Source organism: Parabacteroides sp. Marseille-P3160 (assembly GCF_900162725.1).
Classification (GTDB): Bacteria; Bacteroidota; Bacteroidia; order Bacteroidales; family Tannerellaceae; genus Marseille-P3160.
In genome coordinates, this window is the sequence record NZ_LT799418.1 from 3,394,474 (window position 1) to 3,412,681 (window position 18,208).

Here is an 18,208-nt window from a genome sequence, read left to right on the forward strand (position 1 = left end):
GGGAGGCCAAGAGGATAAGGCGGATGCGCCGCTTTCCCGACAGATTTATCACGCCGTTAAATATTTTTATTGAGCATTCGCCGTGCATCTTCTTCAGGCAGGTTCCGCCGCGCACAATAATCCTTCAACTGCTCCTCGTCGATCGGGCCGATCATGAAATAATTGGCATCCGGGTGAGCGAAATAGAGGCCGCTCACGGTAGCGGTAGGAACCATCGCCCCGTTCTCCGTCAACTGAACTCCGATCTGCGAAAGATTCAGCAGCTTGTCCAAGGTGAAGATCTCCAACTGGTCCGGCAGAGAAGGATATCCGATCGCCGGACGGATGCCCTGGTATTTGCAACGGAAAAGGTCGGGAATAGAAAGGTTTTCGTCCCTGGAATATCCCCAATACTCACGGCGCACCTTCATGTGCAGGTATTCCGCCGCAGCCTCGGCCAAACGGTCGGTTACGGTCTGAAGCAGCATCGAACGGTACGGGTCGCCTTCCCCCTCGAATTTCTCCTCCCACTGGTCGGCGCCATAGCCTGCCGTCACACAGAAAGCTCCGAGATAGTCCGTACGTCCGTCAGATTTCGGAAGGATGAAATCCGCCAGTGATTTATAGAAGTTATCCTTCGTCCGTGACTGTTGTCTCAGGACCGGTAAGGTTTCGTCGCCGATCAGGATCGTATCGCCGTCGCTTACGGACGGAAAGAATCCATAGACCGCCTTGCAGAAGTCGACCTTCTCCTCCACCAACTGCTTCAGCAAGTCCTGCGCATCGAAATACAGGCTCATTGCCTGCTCCGCTTTTTCGCGATCCTTCTTCGGGAATTCGTCCAGCCAGGCTTGGCGTCCGCTTTCGCTGGGTTCCACGTTTGTCAGGTCACTGTACTTGCCGTTCATTTTCCAGGTAGTAAAAAAGAAAGGCCAATGGATATAGGGAATGATCACTTCCAAGGGAATGGAAGGAATCAACTGCACTCCCGATTGCGAAGGGATAAGCGGTGCATAAGACTGCCAGTCAACCGGCTGCGGATGCTGCCGCGCTTCGGCCAGGGAGACCAGTTTTACCTCTTTCTTCTCAAAAGAAAGCCGCAACCTTTCGTATTCCGCATTAGTTTCGGCAATATAACGCTCTTTTGTCGCCGGATTCAGCATTTTCGCCGCAATGAGCGGATTCTGGGAAGCATCCAGGGCGTGAAAGACCGGGGATTTATAATGTGGGGCGATCTTCAAGGCCGTATGAAGGCGGGAAGTCGTTGCCCCGCCGACCATAATCGGTATTTTCAAGCCGGCCTCCTGCATCAGGTCAGTGACATGTACCATCTCGTCAAGCGAAGGAGTAATCAGGCCGGAAAGGCAGACAAAGTCCGGTTTTTCCTTGATCGCCGTCTGAACGATTTTCTCGGCCGGAACCATCACGCCGAGGTCTATCACCTCATAGTTGTTGCACGCCAAAACGATCGATACGATATTTTTCCCGATATCATGCACGTCTCCTTTCACCGTGGCGAAAACCATCTTACCGGCTTTGGCCGAAGCGGCGGCCGACTTTTCCGCCTCGATGGCTGGCTGCAGGATGGCGACTGCCTTTTTCATCGTACGAGCTGTCTTGACAACCTGGGGAAGGAACATTTTTCCATCGCCGAACAGGTCGCCCACCTTGTTCATTCCCTTCATCAATGGGCCGTCTATGATTTCAATCGCGCGGCTATATTTTTGTAAAGCCTCCTGGAGGTCGGTTTCCAGAAAATCCCCGATTCCTTTTATCAGGGCATGTTCCAGGCGTTCATCTACCGGAAGCTTGCGCCAGGCATCTCTTTCCGGAGAGATCCCGTTGCCGGCGGAGCCTTCCTTTTCCTGCAGTTCCTGCGCATAAGCGGTCAGTTCTTCAGCGGCTTCCGGACGACGGGCGAGTATCAAATCTTCCAGCAACGTACGGAAACCCGGTTCGATATCCCCAAACCGGACCGAAGTTGCCGGATTGACGATCCCCATATCCATTCCCTGTTCAATCGCATAATGCAGGAAAACCGTGTGCATTGCTTCACGCAGGAAGTTGTTGCCTCGGAAGGAAAAAGACAGGTTGCTGACTCCTCCGCTCACCTTCGCTCCCGGAAGGTTCTTCTTGATCCATTCGACGGCGCGGATAAAATCCAGTCCGTAGCCGTTATGTTCTTCCATACCGGTCGAAATGGCCAGTACGTTAGGATCGAAGATAATATCTTCCGGATTGAAGCCCACTTTGTCGACCAACAAACGGTACGCTCGCTCGCAGACAGCGATCTTCCGTTCGAAGACATCGGCCTGACCGGTTTCGTCGAAGGCCATGACAACCGCGGCAGCTCCCAACTGGCGAACGCGCGCCGCATGTTGCAGGAAGACTTCCTCCCCTTCCTTCAGGCTGATGGAATTCACGATGCTTTTCCCTTGTACGCACATCAATGCGTTTTCGATCACCTCCCATTTGGAGGAATCGATCATCACAGGTACGCGGGAGATATCGGGCTCGGCGGCTATCAGGTTCAGGAAGGTCGTCATTTCCTTTTGTGCGTCCAGCAGGCCGTCGTCCATATTGATATCAATGATGTCTGCACCGTCGTCAATCTGCTTGCGGGCAATGGTCAGCGCTTCTTCGTAATTACCTTCTTTGATCAGCCGGAGAAACTTACGGGAACCGGCCACATTGCACCGTTCGCCGATTTTAACGAAAGGAGTTCCCTCTTTGATTTCCAGTAACTCGAGCCCGGACAGCCATAAGGATTTCGGGCGGGCGACGGGGACATGAGGCTTGGAACCTTTCAGCAAGCCGGGATAATAAGCGATATGCGCCGGGGTCGTACCGCAGCACCCTCCGATAATGTTGACTAACTGTTCTTCAATAAAGGGCCGGACATGCCCGGCCATCTTTTCCGGCGTCTCGTCATAGGCTCCGAAGCTATTCGGCAGTCCCGCATTCGGGTGGGTACTGATATAATAAGGCGCAATCGCGGCCAACTCTTCCAGGTACGGCCGTATCTCAGCCGCTCCGAAGGAACAGTTCAAACCGACGGATACGATATTCGTATTCTGTACGGAAGCAAGGAATGCCGCCAGTGTCTGGCCGGAAAAGGTGCGCCCTCCCAAGCCGGTCAGCGTGAGGGAAAGCATGATCGGAAGGTCCAGGTTCTTCTCTTTCATTACCGTATCGGCCGCTTCCAGCCCTGCCTTGACATTCAGGGTATCAAATGTTGTCTCGAAAAGGATGATATCCACGCCTCCGTCCACCAGGCCTTCGACCTGCTCTTTATAGGCGCGGTATAGATCCATATAGGTTACCGCCCGGTAAGCCGGATCGCTCACGTCCGGGCTCATCGAAGCCGTCTTGTTAGTCGGCCCGATCGAGCCGGCGATGAAGACTGTCCGCTCCGGATGTTCCTTCGTATAATCATCGACGAGGGCGCGGGATAATTTTCCGGCTGCCAGATTCATCTCACGGACATAGCTCTGCATCCCGTAATCTTCCATGGAAATGGCGTTCGCATTGAACGTATTGGTGGAAAAGATATCCGCCCCGGCGTCCAGGTATTGCCGGTGAATGGAGGCAATGATCTCCGGTTGGGTGATGCAAAGCAGGTCATTGTTTCCCTTGAGGGAACCGGGAAAGTCGGCAAACCGCTCCCCGCGATAGTCCGCTTCGCTTAGTTTAAATCCTTGGATCATGGTTCCCATCCCACCATCCAGTATCAATATACGCTCCTGAAGGAGCTTAATAAATGCTTCTCTTTTTGTCATAGCGATGGATGTTGATAACTACTCACCAATGAGTATAAAAATCACTCTTCCCTTTTAATGTTTAAAAGCGCGGTCCATCTCCCGTTTGTCATCACGTTCCCTGATGGACTCCCGCTTGTCATATTCTTTTTTACCTTTGGCAATGGCAACGATAACCTTAGCCAATCCTTTTTCATTAATAAACAATTTCGTCGGCACAATGGTAAAGCCGGCGTTTTTCGATTCGCCCTCTATTTTCTTTATCTCCTTCTTATTCAATAACAATTTCCGGTCGCGGCGGGCAGAATGGTTATTATACGTCCCATAAAAATATTCCGCAATATACATATTCTTTACCCATACTTCGCCCCGCTCCACGATGCAGAAAGTATCCACAAGGCTCGCCTTCCCGAGGCGGACGGATTTGATCTCCGTACCGGTCAGGACAATCCCCGCAACGAAGGTATCCAGCAACTCGTAATCAAAAGTCGCTTTCTTATTCTTGATTTGTATATTATTACTGATTTTCTCTTTCATGATTATTAGTTATCAAAAACGCAAGCCCGGCATCAGCAGGAATAAAAGCGAGCCGATCAATAACGGCGTCAACAAGATAATGGCGGTTGCGATAGCCACAAATTTCATCCGATCCTTTTCGCTCACTCCCATATACGGCTCTGCTCCCTCCCAGACAATCATGACGGTATACAACACAAATATCTGAAGAAAAAAGAATTCGGGAAGCAACGTCAGCACAATATTTAATGCAAACATCAGGGAAGAAGAATATCCGACAAAACGCTGGCAAAGTTTCATGTCTTTTTCTTGGTTGAAAAAGCTACGCCAGGCTTCATTCAGGAAATAGGCGCCCAGATAAAATCCTCCGGCAGTCGTCACAAACGCCTTGATGGCAGATTTCAACGCCAATTGAAAATCAAACTCCTTCCGCGTAAATAATACGCCGAGAAAAGCGGCTATCGTAATAAGAGCTATGATCGGATAAATAAAACGGCGCAGAAAATCACCGTCCTTATCCTTCCGCAGACTTAACGCCTCCCAAGCTTTTGCCGGACGGGAAGTCAGTTCAATAACCCACTTTAATATCTCTTTATACATATTTATCTTGACTATAGGCTACAAAAGTATAAAATAAGCAGCTATAATCTTTATTTCACCCGAAATAAAAGAGAATCGGTCGTGCTCCATGTCAGGCGCAGGGTATCATTTTCCACTTTTGCTGCAGACAAATAGCGGATATTGAAATAAAATTCGGAGCGTCCCTTTGCCGCCTCATCCGTCTCAATCTGATCCATAAACGACTTTATATCAAATGCATTGGGGGAAACAGCCGTCAGGGTACGCGTGGAATCATTAGGATCTTTCTGTAACCATTCGATCGTCGAACGAAGATAAAGCGTATAAAGGCTTTTCCCGTTCGTGTCGCTCATCCGGTTCTCCGGATCGTAGGAAAGAATCCAGTTGGAAGCCTGTTCGGGGTATTTTCGGTAAGAGGTAAAGAGTATCAAACGCCCTCTGTCATGATAAGCATAAGAGGCCCCTATCGGATTCGCGATAAGCTGCTCGTTCTCATAAACCAATGCCGTATCGGAAGCCGGCAGCTCCCGGATCACTCCCCGGTCTATCGGAATGACATCCAGCATTCTGACAGTCTTATACCCGTTCGCATCCACCGAAGCCGGGGAATTCTCCGAACTTAAGGTGTCGATATTGAAATTGATCAGGTAACAACTATCCTTTCGCAACTCCGTATCAAAGCGGGGGTCATAAATCGTTCCGTAGCCGTAGAGCTCCATCAACTGCTTTCCAGATGCAAGGTCATCAACCACCACGCCGATTTGATTTGCGACCATCTTACCTTCGTATTCCCCATTCCCGCAAGAATTAATCAAGAGCAAACCAAGGCATGCAAATAGGACCAAACTATATTTTTTTCTTTTCATTCCGGACCCTTTAACCAGGAACAAAGGTAAAACAAAAAAAGGGACAACCCAACAGCCGTCCCTTTCCAAATTCTACTAATCTCCGAATAAGCTCTTATTCCTCTTTGGTTACGCCAAAGCCCATCAAGCCGGATTGCCCCCAGGTGGCGACGCCATCCTTTATACTTTTAATATAATTTATGCGAAAATAAAAGGCTCCAGCCGAATTGTTTTGCTCAGCTTGATTGATCTGATCAACATAACCTTTTATGTAATAAGCATTGATAGGAGCAAAATCTTCCGAAGGAGTAGAGCCCTCTTTTGTAATCGTTGCCCGAAGATAAAGATCATAGACGTGCTTTCCATCCACTTCGACCATCGATGATGATACTGATCCGTTATAAGATAACTCCCAAGCCGTTTCCTGTTTATTCAAACCCGTGAAGTAGGATTGAATAAAGGCATAACCGTTTACATAGAAAAACATGTACTGACCCTCTCCGGAGCTGACGATGGCACTTGTCAAGGCTTGTTCGTCCGGATAGACTTCCGTTGTATCTCTTATGGAAGAAAAAGTCATGCCCTTTTCTATAAGAGTAGGACTAGCCAATAAATCAACCGTATAATAACCGTTTGCCGCTGCCTGTCCGTTACTGTTTTCCACCCGGTCTTGATTTAGCGTAAAACTAACCAGATAGCAACCGCCTTCTTGAAAATTCGAGGAGTTATCGAAAATCGGATTATAGATCGGTCCGTATCCTGTATCCATAACATTTTTAAATGTCTTCATATCGAATCGGATTACCCCGGGCTGGTTGTTTAATGAAATTTGATTGTCCCCATCTCCCAGGCACGAGGTAAACATCATCATAATAGCAACAAGGAAGGTTGCTCCATACAATACTTTCTTTTTCATTGTCTGATTTTTAATTTGTGATTTCTATTCTGTTATTATTGTTATTATTTAAAAGCCCAGCCGTAAGCCGACCTGCATGTTTACATCAAAAGGTTTCTCGGTACGAATCGTTTCGATGGAACTTCCGTTATCGAAATAATAGATCGCTCCGCCTTCGACATATGCACTGACAAAACGCAGGATGGGATAGCTGATTCCAACCCTTGTATTGATGGAAAACTGCCATGGCTTCATATGTATTTTTTCACTGTCCATCCCGATTATCTCTTCCCCCGAATAGATTTTAGTCTTCAATGTTCCGGTCAGTTTATATTCCGAAAGGAAACCGGCCGTCCCATAAAGTTGGAAACGTTGCCATTCCGCTATCTTATAAGTGATGCCCAACGGAATGCCCAGATAGTGTATCTTCTGTTTCAATTCGGCATGATACTCCTTATTGGTTTCCCATTCGGAAGACAACATAGTATAAGTCAATCCGCTTTGCAAAGCCCAACGGTCCGTTAAGGAATAACTGACCCCTAAACCGAACGAAAGAGATCTCTTATGTTCTATATTCGTCTTCGGAGCTTCCTGATCCGTATAAAAATTCGGGGAATTCAGAAACTCCAGTTGTTTATCCATCTGCGGTATATTGCTGCTTTTCAATACGAAACCACTCACCAACTGATCCGTTCCGGTTGAATAGCTTCCGGCTCCCATGCCAAAGCCCCATCTTTTACGTTTACCGGCTTTCTGCCCGGCGTCCAAGGCGTCCGCAATCAACGGCCGGCTTTCCGTAGAAGAAATAACAGGAGTTGCAGGCTTATCTTCCTTTTCTTTGGTAACCTCCTCCTCTTTCTCCTTCATCCTTCCGGACGATTCCGCAACTCTTTCAACCGCATCGATTGCCTTCACAGCCGGTTCCGCCTTTCGGTCCGCCGGCGCCAACGACCGCTTTACTACAGAATAGGTTTGAACGTTCGAAAGTTGTTTCTCCACTTTGTCCGGCTGTCCGGACTCGGCCAACAATTCTTTAGCGCCGGAAGAAACAGCTCCTGTAGCCGTTTCCGGCTGCGGCGTTGCAGGCGGTTGCTTTAACAGCTCCATTTCGGCAACGGTGACAGGCTCGGAAGTCTTCATCATATAATAATAAATCTCTCCCGAAGCAATCAGCAAGAGAATAACAGCGGCTGCAACCCAATAGCGACGGAAGCGATGTATCGGAACGGTTCTTCCACCTTGCGGCAACCGCTCGGCAATAGCCTCCCAATCCCCAGGATCCGTTTCAGCTTCGAAATTGTGTAATTTCGAACGAAATATATCATCAAATTCGTCTCTCTCTTTTTTCATCTTCTATTGTAAGGCATTTACCTTCATCTGTAATAGTTGTCTCGCTCTCGCATACTGCGACCGCGAGGTACTTTCCGTAATATGCAATATTTCACTGATCTCCTTATGCGAATAACCTTCGATCGCATATAAATTAAACACGACCCGGAAACCGGGGGGAAGCGCTTCTATCAACTTTATCAGGTCGGCAGCCGAAAGCTTCGAAATGGTAGAAGCATCCGGTTCGACCAGTTCCCAGGAATGATCCAGATCATCCGCTTCGCGCAGGACATCCGACTTACGTAGATATTCCAGCGCCGTATTTACCATAATCTTACGCATCCAACCTTCAAATGAACCTTCTCCCGAATAGGAGTCCAGATGGATAAAGATCTTTATGAAACCCTCTTGTAAAATATCCTTTGCTGTTTCCCTGTCGTTCACGTAACGCAGGCAAACACCGAGCATCTTACGGGAGTATGTTTCATAGAGCTCTTTCTGAGCCAACCGATTCCCCTTCCGACAACCTGCTATCAGTTGCTGTTCATTCATTCAGTCCAGATCAATCGGGCGATAAGGACCTCTGCCCTATTGCCCTTTATTCTTAAGATGTTTTTATTTTTCAAAACGCTGCATTGGTTCGAAAAAAAGTTTTTTTCTTTTTTCTCTCTGCCACATGCAAAGTTATATTTTTTTCAACGAATAAGATTAATTACAGTTATTTAATCCTGTCTTTCGAATGTGAAGATTTGTATTTATTCCGCATGATTTCGAATATTCCCGGTAAAATAGAGATAAAAATGATGGCGAATATAAGTATTTCAAGGTGCTTTTGCACAAATTCCATCCCACCGAAGAAATAACCGGCATAGGTAAATAACAGCACCCAAACCATTCCGCCGACAATATTGAACGCAGCGAAATGATGGTAAGTCATGTGCCCCATTCCTGCGACAAAGGGCGCAAATGTACGGATGACCGGAATAAAGCGGGCCAGTATAATTGTCTTTCCTCCATGCTTTTCATAAAAGTGATGCGTTTTCTCCAGATAACTTTGCTTGAATATTTTTGAATTGGGGTTACTGAACAGCTTCTCCCCGAAGAACCTCCCTATCATATAGTTGGATGCATCCCCAAGAATAGCGGCGATCATCAGGAAGAGAACGATCAGGTGCACATTAATGTCATTGCCCGGCAAGGAAGCCAGTGCGCCGGCGACAAACAGTAGTGAGTCTCCCGGCAGGAAAGGCGTGACAACCAGCCCCGTTTCACAAAAGATGATAATAAAAAGGATTGCATAAACCCAGACTCCATAAAGGGAAATCAATTCAGCCAGATGTACATCGATATGCAGTACGAAATCAATCAGAAAATTAATAAATTCCATTCCATTATTTTTTTATCCGCCGCAAAGATAAAAGAAATAGTAAGCACAAAAGTCCAATTAATTATTAATTGTTAATTATTAATTATTAATTCTCTACCTGTCAAGACACGCAGGAAATTGCCGGATGATGCCTGAGCCGGCCTGTCCCGGGTAAATCCAATCAGGTGTTTGACGGCAATAAAACAGGTGTTTGACGGCTATGAAACACCTGTTTGACAGCTATGAAACACCTGTTTGACGGCTGTAAAACACCTGTTTGACAACCGTCAAACACTCAATTGCGTGTAGTTTAATGATTTTAGTTGACTACATCTTCTCTAACTTGTAAGTTAGGTTGATTTGTTTATTACTTAGTTATAAATCACGTTAACTCGTTTTGAACAAAAGACAGCTGGCAAATGATTGCCTCTTAAATTTATAAACAGGATATAGGCAATCAGAAAGAAATAAAGTAACTTTGCACGTTGAATACGATACAATAAACGATACAGCTATGGCCGAACAAACAAATGCGGAAGAGGCAAAGAAAAGTCTGAATTTCATAGAGCAAATAGTCGAGAATGATTTAGCCGAAGGAAAAAACGGAGGACGGATACAAACCCGCTTCCCCCCGGAACCAAACGGCTACCTGCATATCGGGCATGCAAAGGCCATTTGCCTGGACTTCGGAATTGCCAAACGCTATAATGGCATCTGTAATTTGCGTTTCGACGACACGAACCCGGTGAAGGAGGATGTGGAATATGTAGACTCCATCAAGGAGGATATACAATGGTTGGGCTTCCAATGGAAAGACATCTACTACGCCTCCGACTATTTCCAGCAACTTTTCGACTTTGCCATTCGTCTCATCAAGCAAGGCCATGCGTATGTAGACGAACAGAGCTCGGAAGTCATTGCCCAGCAGAAAGGCACGCCGACACAACCGGGAGTAGAAAGCCCTTACCGGAACCGCCCGGCGGAAGAAAGCCTGGATTTATTTCTGCGGATGAACCAGGGAGAGTTTGAAGAAGGAAGCATGACGCTTCGCGCCAAGATAGACATGGCATCTTCCAACATGCATTTCCGCGATCCGATTATCTACCGGATCATCAAACATCCGCACCATCGGACGGGTACGACTTGGAAGGTATATCCCATGTATGACTTCGCCCACGGACAAAGCGATTATTTCGAAGGAGTCACCCATTCCCTCTGCACCTTGGAATTTGAAGTGCACCGCCCGCTATACGATTATTTCATCGACCTGCTGATGACGGATGACGGCTACCGCCCGCGACAAACGGAGTTCAACCGCCTGAATCTGACCTATACGATGATGAGCAAGCGGAAATTACTTCAACTGGTAAAAGAACGGCTGGTTGCCGGCTGGGACGATCCGCGAATGCCGACCCTTTGCGGTTACCGCCGCCGCGGTTTCACTCCCCAATCGATCCGGAACTTCATCGATAGGATCGGCTATACCAAATACGATGGAATCATCGATGTCGCCCTCCTGGAACACAGCGTGCGCGAGGATCTGAACGAAACCGCCAAACGGGTGTCGGCTGTGCTGAATCCGGTGAAGCTCCTCATCACTAATTATCCCGAAGGAAAGACCGAGCAACTGGAAGCCGTCAACAACCCCGAAAGACCGGAAGACGGCGTGCATGAAATTACTTTTTCCCGGGAATTGTATATCGAACAGGAAGATTTCATGGAAGACGCTCCGAAAAAATATTACCGGCTGACGCCCGGCCAGGAGGTCCGCCTGAAAAGCGCCTATATTATAAAATGTACCGGCTGCAAGAAAGCGGCAGACGGGACGATCGAAGAGGTATACGCCGAATACCTGCCGGAAACCAAAAGCGGCCTGCCGGACAGCAGCCGGAAGGTGAAAAGCACAATCCACTGGGTATCGGTTGCGCATAGCCTGCCGGCAGAAATCCGTCTTTACGACCGCCTGTTCCTCGCGGAGAATCCGGCGGAAGAAAAGGACAAGGAGCTAAAGGATTTACTGAATCCCGATTCGCTCAAGGTTTTGGCGAACTGCCGGGTGGAAGCGGAACTGGCCGAGGCAAAGCCTTACGATCATTTCCAATTTCAACGCATCGGCTATTTCAATCTGGATCCGGACAGTAAAGACGGCCGGTTGATATTTAACCGTACCGTGTCGCTGAAGGATACATGGAATAAGATAAAAGACAAAGTATAAATAAAAACAGCAGGAATGCTGTGCGTTTCATGAAGAAAGAAATCAATTCAGTATTGTATCAACGTTTCCTGGATGCTTTGGCAGATGGGAAGGAAGCCTATTTTGACGCCGATGAAGTAGATGAACTGATGAGCGAACTGGAAGAGGCCAGCAACTTTACCTACTATGAAGATATTCTGGAACTCGGACTGAAACTACATCCCGACAATCTGGATTTACAGGTAAGGAAATGCCATATCCTGGTATGGAATCAGACTTACGACCAAGCGTTGGAATTGATTGACAGCCTGTCCGAAACCGACCATGAAGAGCTGGACATGCTACGGATGGAATGTTATGCTTACTTGAAACGGTACGATGACCTGTTCGGCTATCTCGACTTACTGATTGAAAAGAAGGTCGACTATCTGGAACGTATTTTTGAGAGCATATCACCCATGTTGGGCAATTGGGATAAAAGAGCCTTTTCTTATATGGAGATAGGACTGGAACTTTTCCCCGATAACCAGTTCATAAACGAGGATTTTTGCTACAACCTGGAAAATAAAGGGCAGGATACGGAACGGGCGATAAAAATCTGCAACAAGCTGATCGACCTGGATCCATACGAGTATGACTACTGGTTCATGTTGGGAAGGCTATATTCCGTCTCCCTGCAATACGAGAAGGCGATCGAAGCGTTCGACTTCGCTCTGGCCTGCAATCCATCTTCTTCCCCGGAGGTCCGCCTTCTGAAGGGGTATTGCCTTTATATGAACGAAAACTACGAGAAAGCGATCGAAGTCTATTCCGAATTACTGAAGGAGGGAGAAGTCAATGAACGTATCTTTCCGTTTTTAGGGGATTGCTACATCAAAATAGAAAAATACGAGGATGCCTATGTCATGTTGAAAAAAATCATCGGAAAAAAGAGTTACGACGATGATCCCTCAGTATTCATCAATATGATTCGTTGCTGTCTTGAAACGGACCGGAAAAATGAAGCAGAGATCCTACTTAAAAAGGCAAACAAGCTTTTCCCCGACAATACGCAGATTTTGTCTTTACAAGCCTTCCAATATATGAAAAACGGAGAAGACGAATTGGCGGTAAATACAACCGGGAAAGTACTGGATTTACTGAACGACCGGATCGGGCTGGATAAGGAAAGCAGCCAGACGCTGTATGATACGGCGCAAACCCTCTACCTGAACGGAGAAGCCGAAAAGGCGCTGAAATACTATCTTCAGATATTGAAGGCAGAGCCGAATATGCCATACCTGCACCTGAACATTGCATTGGCCTACCTGTTTTTAGGTGATATGGAACAGTTTCACAAACACTATAAATCCACTAGTGAAGAAGAGATCATTTCTTTCCTGAACCAGCAGAAATATGATGTGACCTTCAACCGGATCAAGCTGTCCGAATATGCTTTCAGTAAAAAGATTCCGTCGGATCAACTAATCCTGGAATATCTGAATAACAAAAATAACTATAATTGAAAAAAGGAGAAATAACATTTCCGCAAAAAAAGAGATTAATTGACCCGATCAATTAATCTCTCCTGATCAAATAAAGCATTTCCTTACTTTTTTGATTCTTCGATAGATACCTTACGGAATTCCTTCAGTAGTTTTTCAATGCCTAAAGAAGCTTTTCTGGCGCGAGTACCTGCCGCTTTGTTTCCATTTTCTGCTTGTGCAGCAGCATCTTTTGAAAATTCAGCAATCAGCTGATTTAAGTTGTCCAATAAATTTTTCATAATTTCATTTTTTAAAATTCCTGTCAAAGATAGGTTCTTTTACGCATATAAACAGCGTCTTGGATGCATTTTTTGAAGATTTTTTATCGGGAAATAGAGTTTTATACAAAATGGAAGAAAAAAACATATTCAAACATTAAAAATGTCAGTAGAACGGATTATTTTTTTTACTCAAAAAAGAAGACCGCTTTGATTGGCAGACTTTATCCACAGACAAAAGCAACAAAAAACATTAACAGTAATTAAAAATATACCAATCAAACAATATAAAACAATACAAGGTAAAAATATAATAAATAGATACATTTTTGGCAATATATATTACAGATCGAAACAAATAAGCATATTGACACTAATGAATATCCTATCCAAAGAAAGAGATCAATATCAATTAGGATTATTTTTCGTACATTTGTAAACAAATTGACGTCACAACCAATAAGAAGCAAACATAAAGTCAATAAACAATGAAACCAAATAGCCAAATTCACAACACAGGGGGGTTGTATGATCAATCCTACGAACACGATGCATGCGGTGTAGGTATGTTAGTAAACATACATGGGGAAAAATCACATGAAATAGTTGAGTCAGCATTAAAAGTTTTGGAAAACATGCGACACCGCGGAGCGGAAGGTGCAGACAACAAAACCGGTGATGGCGCAGGTATTCTATTACAAATTCCTCATGAATTCATCCTTTTGCAAGGGATTCCGGTTCCTGAAAAAGGAAAATACGGTACAGGCCTTCTCTTTTTACCGAAAGAAGAAAAACAACAGGCAGCGATCCTAAGCATTCTGATCGAAGAGATCGAAAAGGAAGGATTAAGCCTGATGCATCTGAGGAAGGTTCCGGTAAACTCGGATATCCTTGGAGAAGAGGCGCGAGCCTGCGAGCCGGATATCAGGCAGATATTCATTACCGGTTGCAATGACCAAAAAGCACTGGAACTCAAATTATATTTAATCCGGAGAGCGATCGAACGGAAAGTAGCAGCATCCAATCTCGAATCCAAAAACGAGTTTTACGTCTGCTCCCTATCTACCCGCAACATTGTATATAAAGGTATGCTGGAGACAATGCAACTTCGCTATTATTTTCCGGATTTGACAAATCATTACTTTACATCCGGACTCGCATTGGTGCATTCACGGTTCAGTACGAATACTTTTCCGCGTTGGAGCCTTGCCCAGCCTTTCCGTTTGCTGGCGCACAACGGGGAAATCAATACGATCCGGGGGAACCGCGGATGGATGGAAGCGCGTGAAAGCGTACTCTCCTCTCCGGCCATACCCAACATAGAGGCGGTTTGCCCGATCGTGCAACCGGGCATGAGCGATAGCGCATCCTTGGACAATGTCTTGGAATTTCTCGTAGCTTCCGGCTTGAGCCTACCTCATGCCATGGCCATGCTGATCCCGGAAAGTTTCAATGACAAGAACCCTATATCGGAAGATTTGAAAGCCTTCTACGAATACCATTCCATCTTAATGGAACCGTGGGACGGGCCGGCTGCACTTCTGTTCAGCGACGGGAGATATGCCGGAGGTATGCTGGATCGGAACGGGTTACGTCCGGCGCGTTATCTGATTACGACCGGAGATATCATGGTCGTGGCATCCGAAGTCGGCGTTATCGATTTTGAAGCCAATGAAATCAAGGAAAAAGGCCGCCTTCAGCCAGGGAAAATCATTTTGATCGATACGGAAACCGGCCATATTTTTTACGATGAGGAGCTTAAGAAACAACTGGCGGACGCCAAGCCTTATCGAAACTGGCTGACAAAAAACAAAGTGGAATTAGACGAGTTGAAATCCGGACGCAAGGTACCTTCCTCCGCGGAAAAGTTCGAAAACCTGTTACGCCTTTTCAACTATGGGAAGGAAGATATCGAACGCATCATCATTCCGATGTGTACAACCGGAGCAGAGCCTGTCGGTTCTATGGGAAACGACACGCCGTTGGCCGTCCTGTCCTCCGAACCGCAATTGCTTTTCAATTATTTCCGACAGCAATTCGCGCAAGTAACTAATCCGCCGATTGATCCGATCCGGGAAGAATTGGTGATGAGCCTGACCGAATACATCGGTGCGGTCGGCAACAACATCCTGGTGCCGAATGAATCCCATTGCAAAATGGTTCGCTTAAACCATCCGATTTTAAGTAACACACAACTGGATATCCTCTGCAACATCCGTTATAAAGGGTTCAAATCCGTCAAACTTTCCATGTTATTCGAACCCGAGAAAGGGCGTACCGGCTTGGAAAAAGCGTTGGATCAACTCTGCAAACAAGCCGAGCAATCGGTAAAAGAAGGAGTAAATTATATCATCCTGAGCGATAAAAATGTCAATGAGAAACTGGCGCCCATCCCATCGCTGCTGGCAGTCAGTGCCGTTCATCATCATTTGATCTCCGTACAGAAACGGGTACAGACCGCACTCATCGTAGAAACCGGTGAAATGCGCGAAGTGATGCATGCCGCCCTCTTATTGGGCTACGGGGCCAGCGCACTGAATCCTTATATGGCATTTGCCATACTGGATGATCTGACAAAGAAAAAAGAGATACAGTCCAATTATGAAACGGCAGAAAAGAATTATATAAAGGCGCTTTGCAAAGGATTGCTTAAAGTCATTAGTAAAATGGGAATCAGTACGATTCGCAGCTACCGGGGAGCCAAACTGTTTGAAGCGATAGGATTGAGCAAGGAACTCTCGGATCGTTATTTCGGCGGAACGGCCAGTAATATCGGCGGCATCCGCCTGGAAGAAATCGTCTACGATGTCCAAAGGCTACATTCCGAAGCTTTTGAGCAACCGTTAGGGCATTTGCTTCTGAATAAAGGCATCTACAGTTACCGTCTAGAAGGAGAAAAACATGCCTGGAATCCGGAAACGATTTCAACCCTTCAACTGGCAACCCGTTTAGGAAGCTATAAGAAATTCAAAGAATACACTCATTTGATAGATGAAAGGGAGACGCCGATTTTCCTTCGGGATTTTCTCACCTTCAAAAATAGGACACCCATCCCAATCGAAAAAGTCGAACCCGCTGAAGCAATCATGAAACGTTTCGTCACGGGTGCGATGAGCTTCGGTTCCATCAGTCGGGAAGCGCACGAAACCATGGCAATGGCGATGAATCTGATTCACGGCCGCAGTAATACCGGCGAAGGAGGCGAAGATCCGGAACGATTCAAAATAAGGGCGGACGGATTGTCCATGCGTTCTGCCATCAAGCAGGTCGCTTCAGGACGTTTCGGCGTAACAACCGAATATCTGGTCAACGCAGATGAAATACAAATAAAGATAGCCCAAGGGGCAAAACCCGGGGAAGGCGGACAGTTGCCGGGATTCAAAGTAAACGAAGTCATTGCAAAAACAAGACATTCGATACCCGGAATCTCGCTGATTTCCCCTCCTCCGCATCATGACATCTATTCAATCGAAGACTTGGCCCAATTGATTTTCGACCTGAAGAACGTCAACCCCACTGCGGAAATTAGCGTCAAGCTCGTTTCGGAAGGCGGTGTAGGTACCATTGCTGCAGGAGTCGCGAAGGCAAAAGCCGACCGGATCATTATTTCCGGAGCGGAAGGCGGCACGGGGGCCTCTCCTATGAGTTCCATCCGTTACGCGGGTGTTTCTCCCGAATTGGGCTTATCAGAAACCCAGCAAACATTGGTATTAAATAGTTTGCGCGGACAAGTAAAACTTCAAACCGACGGTCAGTTGAAGACCGGGCGTGACATTGTCATCATGGCCATACTCGGAGCGGAAGAGTTCGGATTCGCAACCTCCGCCCTAATCGTATTGGGATGCGTAATGATGCGCAAATGCCACCTCAACACATGTCCCGTCGGCGTCGCAACTCAAGACGAAGCACTCCGGGAACGTTTCCACGGACGTTATGAACACCTGGTAAATTTCTTCAACTTCCTTGCACAGGAAGTAAGGGAACATTTAGCCGAATTAGGCTATACCAAACTGGATGATATCATCGGTCACACGGAACTGCTCGAACAAAAGCCGGCCGATGGGCAACCAAAGCACGATTTGCTGAATTTAAGCAAGCTGCTTTATTTCCCGGAACAGGGGCATCATACCCCCATCCACCAGACAACGAAGCAAATCCTTCAGATTCAGGATATCAAGGATCTGGATATCATCAAGAACGCCCAAGCAGCCATCGAGAAACAGCAGGAAGTGTCTTTGGACTATACGATTTCGAATACCGACCGTTCTGTCGGCGCCATGCTGTCCGGCGAAATAGCGAAACGCTACGGGAATACAGGATTACCGGATCATACTTTGAATATCAAATTTAAGGGAGCCGCCGGACAAAGTTTCGGTGCATTCCTAGCCCATGGAATTCATTTCCGCCTGGAAGGCGAAGCCAACGATTATCTCGGCAAAGGATTAAGCGGCGGACGAATCAGCCTGATGCCTCCGGTACGTTCCACATTCATTGCGGAAGAAAATACAATTGCCGGCAATACCTTATTATACGGAGCGACCAGCGGTGAAGTCTATATCAATGGCCGCGTAGGCGAACGTTTTGCCGTGCGCAACAGTGGTGCGATAGCCGTTGTCGAAGGCGTAGGAGACCACTGCTGCGAATATATGACCGGCGGGCGGGTCGTAGTCCTGGGGAGTACCGGACGCAATTTTGCCGCCGGTATGAGCGGTGGAGTAGCTTACGTCTGGAACCGGAAGGGAGATTTCGATTATTACTGCAACATGGAAATGGTTGAACTCTCGCTGATAGAAGATAGCACAACACGTAAAGAGCTGCACGAATTGATTCGTAAGCATTATCACTATACCGGCAGCCATTTAGCCGGAATAATATTGGATAATTGGGATAAATATATGGATGAATTTATCCAGATTGTTCCGATCGAATACAAGAAAGTCCTGCAAGAAGAACAGATGAAGAAGTTGCAGCGTAAGATTGCAGAAATGCAACGTGATTATTAA

11 protein-coding genes and 1 pseudogene are annotated in these 18,208 nt (G+C 46.6%); 3 read left to right on the forward strand and 9 right to left on the reverse strand.

The features are described from left to right. Window positions 1–56: 56 nt before the first annotated feature. The 8 genes from metH to BQ8014_RS13670 form a co-directional block, all read right to left on the reverse strand. On the reverse strand, window positions 57–3,758 hold the full coding sequence (metH, locus tag BQ8014_RS13635) for a methionine synthase (RefSeq protein ID WP_080904822.1): 3,702 nt from the start codon (window positions 3,756–3,758) through the stop codon (window positions 57–59). A 54-nt stretch (window positions 3,759–3,812) separates the two neighbouring features. Next, window positions 3,813–4,274, reverse strand: coding sequence for an SsrA-binding protein SmpB (gene smpB / locus BQ8014_RS13640; RefSeq protein ID WP_080904823.1), 462 nt, complete (start codon window positions 4,272–4,274; stop codon window positions 3,813–3,815). A gap of 12 nt (window positions 4,275–4,286) precedes the next feature. Next, window positions 4,287–4,853: a Yip1 family protein gene (locus tag BQ8014_RS13645; protein ID WP_080904824.1), complete on the reverse strand. Its 567-nt coding sequence runs from the start codon at window positions 4,851–4,853 to the stop codon at window positions 4,287–4,289. Between the two features lie 50 nt (window positions 4,854–4,903). Then, a complete protein-coding gene (locus tag BQ8014_RS13650; RefSeq protein ID WP_080904825.1) occupies window positions 4,904–5,698 on the reverse strand; it encodes a BFO_2992 family lipoprotein in 795 nt (264 codons plus the stop codon). A 94-nt stretch (window positions 5,699–5,792) separates the two neighbouring features. Next, entirely contained in the window at window positions 5,793–6,593 is an 801-nt protein-coding gene (locus BQ8014_RS13655; protein ID WP_139785131.1) for a BFO_2992 family lipoprotein, read from the reverse strand. A gap of 48 nt (window positions 6,594–6,641) precedes the next feature. Next, on the reverse strand, window positions 6,642–7,922 hold the full coding sequence (locus BQ8014_RS13660) for a porin family protein (RefSeq protein WP_080904827.1): 1,281 nt from the start codon (window positions 7,920–7,922) through the stop codon (window positions 6,642–6,644). A gap of 3 nt (window positions 7,923–7,925) precedes the next feature. Beyond that, window positions 7,926–8,453, reverse strand: coding sequence for an RNA polymerase sigma factor (locus tag BQ8014_RS13665; protein ID WP_080904828.1), 528 nt, complete (start codon window positions 8,451–8,453; stop codon window positions 7,926–7,928). Between the two features lie 166 nt (window positions 8,454–8,619). Further along, window positions 8,620–9,279: a DedA family protein gene (locus BQ8014_RS13670; protein WP_200814466.1), complete on the reverse strand. Its 660-nt coding sequence runs from the start codon at window positions 9,277–9,279 to the stop codon at window positions 8,620–8,622. Between the two features lie 502 nt (window positions 9,280–9,781). Here BQ8014_RS13670 and BQ8014_RS13675 point away from each other — a divergent pair. Together BQ8014_RS13675 and BQ8014_RS13680 are read left to right on the forward strand one after the other, a co-directional pair. Continuing rightward, a complete protein-coding gene (locus BQ8014_RS13675) occupies window positions 9,782–11,482 on the forward strand; it encodes a glutamine--tRNA ligase/YqeY domain fusion protein (RefSeq protein ID WP_080904830.1) in 1,701 nt (566 codons plus the stop codon). A gap of 29 nt (window positions 11,483–11,511) precedes the next feature. After that, a complete protein-coding gene (locus tag BQ8014_RS13680; protein WP_080904831.1) occupies window positions 11,512–12,966 on the forward strand; it encodes a tetratricopeptide repeat protein in 1,455 nt (484 codons plus the stop codon). Window positions 12,967–13,049: 83 nt separating this feature from the next. On the opposite strand, the gene BQ8014_RS13685 is transcribed toward BQ8014_RS13680, so the two are convergent. Continuing rightward, entirely contained in the window at window positions 13,050–13,226 is a 177-nt protein-coding gene (locus BQ8014_RS13685; protein ID WP_080904832.1) for a histone H1, read from the reverse strand. A 500-nt stretch (window positions 13,227–13,726) separates the two neighbouring features. Between BQ8014_RS13685 and gltB the strand changes: the two are divergent. After that, window positions 13,727–18,208: pseudogene (gltB, locus tag BQ8014_RS13695) on the forward strand (glutamate synthase large subunit); the annotation flags it as partial.